This window comes from Candidatus Defluviibacterium haderslevense (assembly GCA_016712225.1).
GTDB lineage: Bacteria > Bacteroidota > Bacteroidia > Chitinophagales > Saprospiraceae > Vicinibacter > Vicinibacter haderslevensis.
In genome coordinates this window covers 2,245,054-2,259,763 of sequence record JADJRL010000003.1, presented here as the reverse complement: position 1 = coordinate 2,259,763, position 14,710 = coordinate 2,245,054, and the positions used below count along the sequence as shown (strand labels likewise).

The following is a 14,710-nucleotide window of genomic DNA, read 5'->3' as shown; positions in this document are numbered from 1 at the left end:
TCATGTTATGTAAAAGTGAATCTCTCAACATTTCACAATTACGACAAGACATAAAAAAAGGCTGCAATCTTAACGATAGCAGCCTTTAGTCTTATTTGGGAGAAAAAATAAAACTTAAACGGGGTGTTTAAATTTTATTTACTGATAACAACTTTTTTCGTTGATACGAAATTATTGTTAAAAAATTTGATGATATAAACTCCATTTGGAAGATTAGATACATTGGTTTCAAATACTTTATTTGCTAAAACATTTCCTTGCATGTATATTTGTTTACCATTAACATCAAGAATTTGGATGTTCGCATCTTCAGTAACGAATATATTTAACATTCCGCTAGTAGGATTTGGATACACCTCAGTATTTATAACTTTAGTATCATTGTTTGTACCCGTAGAAACATCTAAAACTTCTACATCAACAACATCTCCATTTAAATAACCAACTAGAGAATATAAATCTTTAGTAGTTACTTCTCCTTTATTCAAATTAAAACGAACAGAAACTATTGGTTTATCAACATTATATTGTAATAAACTGTTAGAAGTAAATCTCAACGTTTGATCTACTGTATTAAAATAATCTAAAGCTTGAATAGCAGATGAATGATTAACCATTGAATTGAAAGTTAATTTTCTTTCATTAAATTGCATAGAAAAATCAAGTGCATAAACTGAATTAGCAGATAAGAAAGAAACTGGTATTTCAATAATATTATCAACAGTAACAGCATGAGCTAAATCAAAAACAATTTTTTCTTTGCTTCTAAGTGTACCGTTATTAAGAATGTTTTGGTAATTACCATTTACGTCTCCTAAAGCAATACCTTTATAAGTTTCACTAGAAATCAAAGGGCAAGAAGCAGCATTTTGAACTGTTACTGGTAAGCAAAATGGAACAACCGGTACTCTGTATTTAGAGAATCCTACACCATTATCTAAAGGAAAAGTTGGTGATATTTTGTAATGATTATCATTTGCCAAAGTAGCTGCATCTATGAATAACCAGTCTTTTGAAGGTTGACCATTTGATACGCCACCATTGGTATAATTCCAAGCTTGTCTGTACTCAGGTAAAATTAACACAGCTCTTTGATTGATTTGAGATAAATCACCTGAACTAATTACTCCATCAGCATTTACATCCATAGCAATCATTTGGAAAATCGTAGGAATAAAACTTGGATCATTGATAAGTAATTTTCTTACTTGTAATGCATCAAATCCATTAACGATGGGTTGTACGCTAGTACCAGAAAGAATATCTCTCTCAATCATTACATCTAATCCATTTAATATATTGTAAGTAAAATTACCTGTTAAATCTGGTTGAACAGAAGTTAATGATTTATTTGTACACGCACCGTTATTTCCAAAAATATTCGTCACTAAATAATCATTAGGTAATGCTGCATTATATTTAATTGGACTATTGTCAGCCCAAAATTTTAAAGAAGAAGTAAATAAGCTATCTCTGTAAGTGATGTACTTACCTGATTCAACAGGTTTAGTAGCTACACCAGTAATATAACTTTCTTGAAGTGAAGAAACAGTAAATACCGCTGTATCAACATTTGCAAAACCTGATGTTTTTGAAAATTCAACATCAACTATCTTACCAACTCCATTAAATTCTGCGTTAGAAGGCGCTGTACCATTGAAGAAAAGTGAAATGTTTATTCTTCCAACATTTTCATCAATACTATTAGATGCATCAACAATTAATGAATCTACCAATACATTTCTAACAGTAATGGTACCAGTAGGAGAAACCCTTGTTTTATCATAAAACATAACGATGTCATAACCTATAACGTTGTCAACAGCGTCAACAGCTGAAACCGGAATGTTAAAAGTTGTTGGAAGACAAGTTTGAACTAAAGTATTCACTCTATATGGTAAAGCTAATGGATCTGCTATAGTAAGTAAAACTGGAGCAGAAGTAGTTATTGCTCCTTTATTATCAGTAGATTTAACAGTAAGACTTGCAGCTCCAATAACACTTGTCCAATTGAATGAATACGGTGAAGTAGCATCAACTCCAACAGAAATATTATTTACAAAAAATTCAACCTGAGTTACAGTTCCATCCACATCAGTTGCAGTAGCATTTATAGTTACTACCGCAGGTGCTGTGAAAGAAGCGCCAGTCACTGGTGAAGTAATTGCAGCGGTTGGAGGTGTATTCGCAACAACATTAATAGAAATAATAGAAGAAGTTGTTGTAGCATTTAAATTATCTGTAGCAACTCCTTTAATGTTATGACTTCCCAATACGGCAAGCCAGTTAAAAGTAAAAGGAGAAGAATTATCAATACCTATAGAAACGTTATCTACAAAAAATTCTACCTGAGAAACCGTTCCATCAGCATCTGCAGCAGTAGCTGTTATAGTTACGTTATCACCAACAATAGCTGGAGAAGGTGCAGCAACAACTGAAATAGTTGGAGCTTGATTAGCACCACCTGTTACAGTAATCGTAGAAGAAGTTGTAGAATCACCTAAGTTATCAAAAGCTCTTGCAATGAAACTATTTGCACCTGCAACAGCTGCAAAAGTTGCATCATAAGGTGAAGATGCATCAGTTGAAATTAAAGTTCCGTTATGGTAGAACTTAACAGATGCTATTGTACCAGGAGCTACATCAGTAGCAACTGCATTTAAAGCGATATTAGTACCTACGATTACACTACCATTTGGAGTAGCTGTAAAGCTACTAATAGTAGGTGGAATGTTTGGTTCAAGGATCAAACTTGAAATCGTTTGCTCAGTACCTTGTGGATTTCTTGCTACATATCTTTCTACAACATTTGTAATGGTGTTTTTGATTTGAACATTTAATTCAAAACCAAATACACCATCAGTTGTAAATTGACCTAACAATACTCTATTGTCTGCAGTTGGACCAGAAGATCCATTTAAAGAAGCAACAGATCCATTGAACGTAGAAAATGAACCACCAACTTGACTTGTTCCATCAAATACATCTAACTCTGTAGTAAAACCCACAAAAGTTACTGCTTCAGGAGTTCCGGCAATCATACCGTCTTTAACGCTAATAGCTACTCCTGCAGAAGGATCTGCATTCTGTAACATTATAGGTGTTGTATTATTTACAACAGCACCATCTGTATCATCATTTTTTAAAATAGCTACTTTAGCAGAAGTTGCTCCACCTACTGAGAACCAAGAATCCAACATCACTGAATTTTTTCTGATGTTAGTTAAACTTGTTGTAGGAGGTGTTTTTCCACCGAAATCTTCATTGTTAAAAAATGTAGTTGAAGAAGTAACTTTTAGTTCATGACTTGGAGATAAATTTCCATATATAGCTTGAAATACATAATTCGGAGCTAAGTCAGCATATACTCTGTAAGTTACAGAACCTACAGGTAAAGCACCTGAACTTCCGGCAGCATCAACTGCATCAGAAACGTAATATTTTTCTACTATGATATTCTCTAAACCCTGAGCGTAAGAGTAGGTACCAAGTAAGGCAAATACCAGCCCTAAAAGATATTTTTTAAATATATTTTGCATTGTTATTTTTTTTAAAAAATTAAATAATTAAATTAATCGCAAGATTGATTAAACGCCCCTAATAAATCTAAGAAGTCAGAGATATTCGTTGTTCCATCTTTGTTCACATCTGTTGGACATGGTATTAAATCATTTTCAAGATCAATTAATGCATTCAATGAATAGATTGATAACCAAGATTTTTTACCAGCTTCGAAAGCTCCACGGTATAATGCGGGCGTAAAAAATCCATCAACCGGTGCAGCTGTACATCCTGATACAGATAAATTTGGATTAGGAATTGCATCCATAACATCAGTAACTGCATTTGTAGAAACGTTCATTCCATGGATATAATCAAACCCTGGAATTGAAGTTACTTTAAGATTTCCATCATTTAAGAATTTTAGTGTATCAGAAGGTGCTGGAGTGGTTGCATCTACCTGTAATAATGTTGTGTTACCAACAAATGTATTGCATTCAACTTTTAGTGTTCCTGCAATCCAATTATCATAAGCATCTAAACCTGATGGTCTTGAAGCATCATTTTGAAAGTTAGCACCAACTTTATAATTTGCTAATACACAGTTTCTCATGGTTCCTGCAGTATTTTCTTTGCATTGAACAGCAATACCTTTCTGAGTTCCGTTTCCGTTAATGTTATTTGATCCTATAAACGTTGCATTATAAACCGTTGGATTAGATAAAGTAGCAGAGTTGGTTTTATTATCATCACTATCACTTTCAAAACCATTATCTCCTCCAGATGCAGTACCTTGATCTGTTTTTACAACTACCCAGAATTGACCTCTTCCAGAATAGCCTAAATCCCAATCAAATCCATCATCATCATTGAATAAAACAGATGCATATTTTACGTCTACAGTTCCACCAAAAAATTCGATACCATCATCTAAATTAGAAACAACTTCTATGTGGTGAATGGTTGTTCCTCTACCTACAGAACATAAAGTAAGACCATTAATTTCATTAGCAGCTCCAATAATTTCACCACCATGACGGAAGGAGCAATAAGTAACAATTCCTGAATTGTCATTATCATCGAATGTAGTTGCGATTGGATCTCCTGCTCCAGCACCAAAATAAATTCTAGATTCAACATTTGTAAAACCTTCTACAAATCCTATACCTGTAACTCCAGTACCTAAGAATCCGTTTGTTCCAGTATAAGTATTTGCTGGATGAACTAGATTGTTTGTAGCAGTTCCACAAATAACTACACCACCCCATTTACCCTTGTTGGTAATACCATAAGTACCATCCATAGGATCTAATGTAGTAGTGAAAACAATTGGACAAGATTCAGTACCAGCAGCAAAAATTTTTGCTCCGCGAGAAATAACAAGAACACCACCATCACGGCTAGTTCCTGGCGTTGTTTCGGGTTCTCCTTTAACTACAGTACCAGGTTGAATGGTTATATCCTTACCATTTCCAACATAAAATTTTTGGCTTAAAATCCATGTTTTATCACATGTTAAAATCGTGTGAGTAGCTGTTAAATTTTGTGATCCATCAGCTAGTGTTGCAAAGTCTACAGTAAGTCTGCTAGCAACCGGAGGACAGCCGCAAGCTTCTCCTAAATTGTTTTGAGCATATGTATTTGCTATGGTTAGCATTGCAATTACTGCTGTTGCGAAAAAATTTGAGATTGACATTTTTGTTTTCATTTTTTTTTTGATTTTTTTAATTAAAATTTGAAACGATAATAAATAATTATTTATACGTCAAAGGTAGAATAGAATAAAATTGAAATAAGAAAATGCACATTATCAAACCTTTACTAAATTGTTATGTGCATTCCTATTATGCATTAAAAAAATAAACTAATTATGAATTTTATAAATACTTTGAATGTAAAGCAGGATGAATTAATATAACAGCCTTATGAAAACATGGCTTAACAATAATTTAAAATAGAAATAAAATTCAAAAAATCAATTCGATTTTAAGTATAAAAAATATTCTATAAAGTAAATTCAAATATTAATCCTTAATACATCGAACACTAAATCCATAATTTTTGGATCCAAAATATCTAAAAACATTAGCCGTTTTGTAGTCAAGATGACGATACCAAGCCTCAGTTTTATTTTCGGAAGAAGACCACCAAAAACCATTATTATTAAGACCCGGATTTCCATAAACTCCATTAAAAAGTCTACATGAGCCGGCAAGAGCAGAAAAACCACTTTCATTAGTTCCCCAAATATTATTATAGACTATCCATCCTTGAGGTGCTTCAATTTTTAATTTATCACCTTGGCCTGAGCCTCGCCAATTAACAAGATCTGTTTCTGAAGAACTCATTCCCAAAAACGTCTCCAATGTCTTCCATTCCTCATCTGTAGGTATATGCCAACCCAGAGGTGCAAGTTGATTGCTATCAATTACGGCATAATAATTATATAAATATCCAGGGGCAGTCTTATTATTTTCATAAATACAATATGCCGCTGTTTTATGTTGCCAGAGCATTGGATCTTGAGATTGATTAATTGTTGTACCATTGCGAAATTTAGACACTTTTAGATTTTCTGCCATCCACCATTGATTTCCAATTTTAACTGTTTTATAGGAATTTCCATCGACGTCACTTACAGTTCCAAATTCTTTGGTTACGGTAGGTTCTGTATGATCCTCACAACTGAAAATCAAAATCAATACACAAAACAAACAAATACAAGTATATATTTTATTAGACCAATACATTATTAATATTTTTGAAGAAAATCAATCAATATGCCAAATTAGATTTTAACAAATTTCTTTTCAACATATCCGCCATTTGAAAATATTCTAATGAAATATAATCCATTTTCAAAATTCTTTACATCAATTACGTTTCTTGATGTAACTATTTTATTTTTCTTATTTACTATTCTACCATAAGAATCATAGATTTCAAAAAAAGTTTGATCATGAACGGCTGAAACAAATTGAATTTCAATTTGATCTTGAGCAGGATTTGGAAAAATTTTATATTGTAAGTATTCTTCTGATTGATCGCGAATTTTCAAATCAGGACAAACTACTTTTAAATCCAAATCATTACAAAAACCCACATAACAACATAAGGTAGAAATTTTAAAATTAGCCTTTGAATTGTAATTGCAAGCTAAGGTATCCATACAACCAAACACGATTAAGGTTTTGCAAGAATCCTTAGATTCACAAGCATAATTGGATTGCGCCTCAAGGTAATTCGGATCTTTGCACCCGCATACTTGTGGATATTTTAGAAATGGACTAAAGATTTCATCAGTCAGAAGGACTTGATTATTCGCAACATATTTAACAACTTTTTTATTCGCTCCATCTATTTGTTCCACTTCCAAATTCAGTTCAAAAGAAATGTCTCCCAAGGTCGTGAGCTGTGCGATCAATACATGGTTATTATTTGGTAAGACTCCAGCCACTCCAGAATTTTGTAATCCTATGTTATTACTGATTAAAAAAGAACGAGATGGAGTAGACCCGAAAATGGTAGTATCTTCCCCGGTTGAGATATCTTCAAATCCATAATTAGCCCATGATGTAGGAACATTCGACATGGTATCCATTCCATCAGCTACAAATAAAGGAATCCCTAATGCATTAGACGTATTTTTAAGAAGCCCATTTTGAACGGAAGCACTTCCTCCATCATTGTTAAAACCTCCAATAAAAGAATGATCTCTATCCCATTCTTTCAAAATACCAAAATATGTTTTTGAACTAGACTTAGTGGTCTGACCTATGGTTATCCAACTATCAAGTCCAACCGTATTATTATAATATCTACTCTTGCTGAAATCCTTTGCAAAACTTTGACCATCTTCAGTATGATTAAAAAAAGGAGCTGTACTTGAAATTTTCAATGCATGATTGGCATCACCATATATCTTCTTAATTTTTGATCCGGGTTTCAATACCACAAAAATTCTGCAGGTCTTTGATCCTATGGCTAATGGACCTCCTATCGTATTTGTCGCATCTGCTGAATCAGAAACATAATAATTTTCCACGATCACATTTTCAATTTGAGCATAAAGTATATGCTGACAAATGACGAAAAATAAAAGGGAGGAGAACATTATTTTCATTGCAGCCATTTATGAACGAATTTTAAATTTTATACGAAATTCCCAAAACATAATTTGTACCATATTGATATCTGTCAAAATCCAGAATAAATCCTTCCTTATATTTGTAAGATCTTCTTATTGGAGAATTCAATATATCTTTTATTGAAATACTTAGGGATAAATGTTTTCCAATGGATTTAGATATTTTAAAATCTAGTAAATGTCTGGGCAATTCATATACATCAGGTGCAGTACCAAATGAGGTCAGCACCAATCTTGGGCCCTGTATATTATAACCAATGGTACTCACCAAACCGATTTTTTCAAAATTATAACTTAAAATACCATTGATAACAAATGGTGCTTGACCATACATGGTTCGGGTAATGGTATCTTTGGGTGTCCATGTTCTAACGAAGTTATAAATCGTTAATTGATTAACTTCAATATTTGTTTTAGAGTCCACTAATGACACATTGGCCTTGAAATCACATCCTTTAAACAATTGAACGCTTCCATCCAATTCAAGACCAAAAACTCTGGATTCTAATGCATTGGTCCAGGTATAACCTTGAACCAATTCAATATGATTTTTAAAATTTTTATAAAATAAACTCAGCGATATATTATTTCCTGATTTGAAATAGGATTCAAATCGAATATCGTAATTATCAATTTCAACTATTTTCAACAATGAATTTCCAATCACTTGTGAATTAAGCTCATAATCAAAAACTATTGCCTCAGAATATTCTCTTAGACTTGGTCGTGCTATGGATCTACCATAATTTAATCTTAGATTGATTGGGGCAATGTCATCTTGTTTGATTTTATAAATAACATTTATGCTTGGTAAGTAGTCCACGCTATTCAATGATCCTGGATTAAAAATAAATGATTGTCCAAGACCAACTCTTCTTGGATCATCTCTTTTATATTTCAACTTATCGTATTCTATTGCATCAGTCCGAAGATCTGTATGTTCTACTCGTAAACCTCCTGAAACTCGTAAAGATTTAAATAAAGTGTAATCTAATAAAACGAAACCTGACGAAATATTACTCAATCCAAAAGTATGATTAGCCGCTACATCAGGTCTGCCGTAATAAAAGTCCAAACTCTTATGATCTGTACCACCAGAACTGCTCGTGCCCACATCAAATCGATTGGAAGCAAAGTAGGTATCCAAATCATTATTAGTAATATAAGGACTTACATTATTAAAATTTAGATTATAATTGTACTGATCATAAATTTTATCAATTCTTTGAAAGGCTCCACCAAATTTTAATTTTCTTGCTATACCAGGTTGATTGCCTAAAGGCAAGTCAAATATTAATTTTGAATCGAAAATATCTTCGGACAAATATCGAAAATCTCTATTGATATATGATTTTGTTTTATCATAGAAATAAACAAAATCATCATTGGCAAAAAACTCTAATTTTTTAAAATCTGGTGCATTACTATTTCCTTGACTATAGGAAGCATTGATATCCATTTTCAATTTAGTTTTTGGAAAATAGTGCTCCGATTTTAATTGATAGACTATCTGCTTTCTTTGTTCATAAAATTGACTTTTTGTAATTTCATATTTATAAATGATGTCCCCATAACCTATTCCATCTCGCAGACTGTTAATTCCTATGAAATTAGGCATATAGAGTAATGACAAACTGTGATTAGAATTAAATTTATAGGCTAAGGAAAGTAATGCACTCCAACCATTAACATACTTCACATTATCAAAAGCAACATCTGCATCGGTAAGTGGATTGCCCAAACTATCCAATTCAGATAATATCGTCCTTTGAGATCTAGCATTTGGATCAAATTGTATGGAACTACCATATCTAAAACCTCCATAATAGCCCAGATCTCTATTCCATAATTTGGTCAGATTGCCAAGACTGAAACTTTGAGAAAAATTAAGCGGTGCTTTTTTAGTGAATGTATTCCAATTAGTGGGAAATGATCTTCCAGATTGCCCTGCAGAACTATTTATGACTTCATAAGCTTTATCTTTATATCCTCCGGAGACATATAATTGTTTGGCCTTTTCAAAGGCTTGAGCATCATTAAAAAATGCCTTAGGCAATAAACCTAATTCTACAAGCCCCAATTTAAAATAGTTTTCTCCAACCGTAGTACCTTCTTTCCAACTACTAGTTACACCTAAAGATTTATAAAAATTGGACAAACCCAAAGCAACAAATTCTTGATAACGGGTTGGGTCTGGATTAGCATTTACAAAACTAGTATGATCATGATCTCTGAAATTATAATCAAAGCCCAACCAATCTGTTGAACTCGTTTGATTAACGAGTACATCCTTAAAACTAGTTTGTGCATTATATCCTACTTGCGTTTCCCATAGAAATGAAAATTTTTCTGGAAAATCTTTAGTTTCAACAGAAATGTAAGCACCAGTCCAAGCCCCCGATAATTCAGGACTCGCCGTTTTTGTTATCATGATGTTGTCAATCAAACTAGATGGAATCAAATCCAATTTAATATTATTTGTAAAAGGATCTAGCGTTGGAATTTGCATTCCATTTATAGAAGTTTTAACATATCGGTCTCCGATTCCGCGGACTGTAATAAAACTACCATTAGTAGAAACGCCTGTTACACGCGCTAATGCTGAAGCAGCATTATTATCTCCGGTTAACTTCATAGATTGGGACGAAACATAATCTATCGTGTTAGCCGATTTTTTCTTAATACTTTCCATGTAATAGGTCCTATCCTTTTCCTTCTTGGCTACGATTTCAACTTCTACAAGGGCGGTTGATGTATCACTCATAACAAAATCTTTAACTACAATTTGATTTTGTGATAAGGTAATTGGTTCTTCAATCGTAGCATAACCAATGTATTTGATGAGTATAGTTTGTTGGTTATTTGAAGCGATTTTAAGCGAATAATTCCCATCGTAATCTGTGACGGTCCCAATGGTTGGATTTGATTTTAATATCAAAGTAACGCCAATTAGTGATTCACCATTTGCATCGGATATTCTCCCTTTTATTGTTCCTTGAGCACTACTTTGTTGCAGCACCAATATAGAAAATATGAAAATATAAAAATATTGCATAAGATGTTAAGCAGTCAATTACCGAGAGAAATATTATACAACTTAATCCTAATTCAATCTTACAACTTTTTTTACGATACGTTCACCATCCAAAGAAAGCACTAAAAAATAGAGTCCCATTGGAAGACTAGACAGATCTATATTTTGCTTAATCTTTGATGATTCTGATTCGAGAACTCCTTGAGTAAGCAATGTTGATTTAGCATCATAAATTTGATATTGATTATGAACAGATTTAATATGGTCCATTGAAATACTTATCAAATTAGCCGTTGGATTAGGATATACATGTATTGTTGGATTTGATACGGCAATATTTTTAGCATCAACAACATTCGGATAAATTAAGCTCGTAATTGATTTTTCATTTCCTTCAGGATTTCTAGCCACGTAGCGCTCAAATCCTAATGAAGGTGTTGATATTTGAATATTTAATTCAAACTCAAATTTGCCATCAGTCGTGATCTGTGCGATCAATACTTTGTTATCCAAAGAATCAAATCCAGTAGATCCATTCAATGAAGCCCATGATCCATTGTTTGTAGAAAAAACTGGACCATTAGTACCATCATTTTGATTATCGAACATGGCAATTTCCTTAGTAATTCCGACAGTTGTAACTTGTTGTGTGATTCCGGATCTCATGCCATCCTGACTGGTTAAAGGAATTCCTGCCATTGGATCATTATTCTTAAGTAATCCGGCACTATTAACTATGGTTGAAACCCCATCATCGTCAGATTTTAGTACGCCAACTTGTCCTACACAAGCAGCACCAACTGATAACCAAGAATCCAACATAACAGTATTATTCTTTGCTTGATTTTTGGTGTATGAAGGTGTTGTAGAACCACGATCTTCATTATTAAAAAAAGTAGTACTGGTTGCAATCCTTAATTCATGTTTTTCAACGCCATAAGCTGCCTGGAATTTATAACCAGGAAGCATGTCTACATAGATTCTATAAGTAGTAGAATTCACAGGTAGAATTCCATCTGTTCCATTGGCAGATGCATCATTAGCATCAGTTATGTAATACTTTTCGACTATAATTTTTTCTAATCCATTTTGCGAATAAGACAAAAAAAAATTAAATAATAAGACCATTGTCATTGGAATTTTTTTCATAACACTATTTTTTTATATTTTATACACTATTTTTTTGTTTCAACTGAAGTTACATTTTTACCAACTTACGAGTAGATACAATATTTTCATTGAATATTTTCACCAAATAATTTCCGCACATAAAATTCTGTATATCAATATCCAATTTTTGATTGGCATAAAGACATGAATTAAACAATATCGTCCTTCCATATCCATCATACAACTCAATGAAAGCGTTTTCAGGAACTTCGACTGAGACTATATTGGATGCAGGGTTCGGATACATTTTTGCAAAAATTTTCTTACCCATCATATTGTTTGTGCTACTAATTAATGAATCTGGCTCAGTTATCAAAGTGCTGCAATTTTCTCCATTCAAATAAGCCATAACAGAGTGCAAATCATCGATTTGCAATTTATCTTGAAAAAATTTAAACCGGATATAAATTAATTTAATGGTATCTTTAGGATACTGCTTAAAACTGTTGGAAGTAAACCTCAAAGTAGCATCAATAGGATTATAATAGTCCGTCATTTGGATATTACCTGTAATGTCTAATATGGAGTCATATAATAAATGATCTGGATTAAACTGTAATGAAAAATCAAGAGAAAAAACATCTTCATCAGACTTAATGGACACTGGAATATCAATAAATTGCGTACCTACCAACCGTGCTTTTGCCATATTGAAAATGACGGTATCCTTTAGATCAATGCTTTTTGTTGCTTTAATTTGGTAGTTCTTTTCAGATAATAAATAAGGTGGTTGTTGTGATTTTACCATAAAACAATTCATTAATAATAAGGCCTGTAATATTATAACTCTCATTTATAAAGCTTAAACTTTATGCAAAAGTGCGTCGAATTCAACCAATTCTAGTCCATTCGAACATTATGATATTGTTATCTAAATATTAAGCAAAAGACATATATTATTTTTCGTAATATAATAAAATAAATAATTCCTTATAATATTTGAGTACTCATATTACAGTTTGATGGAGGAATTAGGAATGCTACTTCGAGAAAATAATTAGCTAAATAAAATAATATGCATGAAAAATGTTGTCGATAAAATTCTTTTAGAAAAATAATAGCTAAGTTCTTTAGCTATTATTATATGTGAAGCATGGTTCAATATTAATCAAATCATCCAAACGCAAAGTAATGGAACTATTGTATCATATTATAAAATAGAATTTAGATATTAATGCAAACTATATTGCAAATCCATCACCAATAATGATATTTAATGATTTACAAAATACCAATAGATAATATTAATTAAATCTTTGATTGATTGATTAAAAAATTCAAATTATATAATTCTTAATTTGAAATTCGTAATTGATTTCACTCACATAATTTTTAATTCAAAATAGTAATATGAAACTCCGTTTCGTAATTCGTAATTCGTAATTTGAAATTCGAAATTGTTTCAATAATTCGTAATTGACAATTCGTAATTCTACTTTCGTATTAATTTCCTGTAAACAAATGAAACGTCTCTTCACCTGATTGCACGAACACTTGTCCTGAATACGACAAGTCATTCAGATTGTATTCTGGTACGTTGGATTTATGAATGAGTCTGCCAAATAAATCGTAGATAAAAAACATGGCGTGTTCCGGATTAAAAATACTTAAATCATGAATCGCAAAAGTTCGTTGATTCTTGTATGCAATAGTCTGGATGGGGCTTTCAACAATGGTTTGATCTTTACAGATAGCTTTGATTCTGTAGTAATACTTTCCTTGTTGTGATAATTGATCTTGGAAAAAATGGGTCGATGTTTTTTGCTTGTTTTCGATGGTATTCAATTGAACCCAATCTGTAGTAGTTGAACTTCTCTCTATGATCATTTTATTAACATCCAATTGAGCATTGAGACTCCAATTTAGATCAACGGATTTATTATTGAGATGTGCATCAAAATGGATAAAACCAAAAGCCATGGGTGGTTGGAAATTCGCAACGCAAGTCTGATTATCCAGAAAATCCTGGATAACAACTATGCTTGGATTATTCCATGGTCTGCTGGTATTGGAATTCATTATATTAACTTCCGTGTTATAATGATTGGAGCTGGCACTATGACCAATCCATTCATGACTGGATAAATCTACATTGGGATTTTTACTGTTGACAAAACCCACCAATGAGCCTCCTGGAAGGCACAATGTTCCTAAAAAGGAAACACCTCGATTGGTATAATTTCCTGTATAAAAAATATAGTTATCATCATTACCCGGATACCCTTGAGCATCCACCCAATCATAAAAATTAATTAATGATGCAGCGATATCTGCACCATAAGAAAAAGGTGTTGCCCCATCAAAGAATACAATTTCTGCTTCAGTGACCACATCCCAGCTTGCAGAGGCATTATTAAATAGAATCTGTGCGTCTGTAAACACACCATTTAAATAATTTCTTACACTGTCATTATTATTATATCCACCAGTTCGGCGTCGTTCGTAACTGGTATCCACATAAATATGTAATTCCAAATTGCCATTGTTAGAACGAGTTTGAAATCGATTCTGATTTTTTTTCTCCATGCTTGAATAATATGCATCTAGTGGCTGCTTATAACGATCATATTCACAGGTTACGTGTGTCGGTTCAGCCAATTTCATTTCTTCAACAACATGAACTTGACCAAACAGTGATGACATAATTAGAAAAGGAAATATTCTTAATGTCTGAATTAAATATAACTTTTTCATAGCAAGAAGGTTTTAGATGATTTACATAAATAATAATTTTTAATATCGTATTTTCATATTTTAAAACTTTCAAAAATTATAAATTTATTCATGTCGAATAAACTAAATTTATAAATTAATACTTTCATTCTTTTTTATACCTGAACAATCCTATTTATTACTTT

Annotated in this window: 8 protein-coding genes; all 8 read right to left on the bottom strand. The window is 32.3% G+C overall.

From position 1 onward, the window contains the following. Window positions 1-134 precede the first annotated feature (134 nt). Window positions 135-3,539 (bottom strand): T9SS type A sorting domain-containing protein, encoded by a 3,405-nt coding sequence (locus IPK88_08855; GenBank protein MBK8243523.1) that lies wholly within the window; start codon window positions 3,537-3,539, stop codon window positions 135-137. A gap of 32 nt (window positions 3,540-3,571) precedes the next feature. Then, window positions 3,572-5,209, bottom strand: coding sequence for a hypothetical protein (locus IPK88_08850; GenBank protein MBK8243522.1), 1,638 nt, complete (start codon window positions 5,207-5,209; stop codon window positions 3,572-3,574). A gap of 316 nt (window positions 5,210-5,525) precedes the next feature. Further along, on the bottom strand, window positions 5,526-6,251 hold the full coding sequence (locus IPK88_08845; GenBank protein ID MBK8243521.1) for a fibrobacter succinogenes major paralogous domain-containing protein: 726 nt from the start codon (window positions 6,249-6,251) through the stop codon (window positions 5,526-5,528). Window positions 6,252-6,289: 38 nt separating this feature from the next. Then, window positions 6,290-7,633, bottom strand: coding sequence for a T9SS type A sorting domain-containing protein (locus IPK88_08840; GenBank protein ID MBK8243520.1), 1,344 nt, complete (start codon window positions 7,631-7,633; stop codon window positions 6,290-6,292). A gap of 13 nt (window positions 7,634-7,646) precedes the next feature. Next, complete coding sequence (locus IPK88_08835; GenBank protein MBK8243519.1) at window positions 7,647-10,703, bottom strand: carboxypeptidase-like regulatory domain-containing protein; 3,057 nt, start codon at window positions 10,701-10,703, stop codon at window positions 7,647-7,649. A gap of 48 nt (window positions 10,704-10,751) precedes the next feature. Continuing rightward, entirely contained in the window at window positions 10,752-11,831 is a 1,080-nt protein-coding gene (locus tag IPK88_08830) for a T9SS type A sorting domain-containing protein (protein ID MBK8243518.1), read from the bottom strand. 49 nt (window positions 11,832-11,880) lie between these two features. Then, window positions 11,881-12,600, bottom strand: coding sequence for a T9SS type A sorting domain-containing protein (locus tag IPK88_08825; protein ID MBK8243517.1), 720 nt, complete (start codon window positions 12,598-12,600; stop codon window positions 11,881-11,883). Between the two features lie 695 nt (window positions 12,601-13,295). Next, on the bottom strand, window positions 13,296-14,546 hold the full coding sequence (locus IPK88_08820) for a hypothetical protein (GenBank protein MBK8243516.1): 1,251 nt from the start codon (window positions 14,544-14,546) through the stop codon (window positions 13,296-13,298). Window positions 14,547-14,710 lie beyond the last annotated feature (164 nt).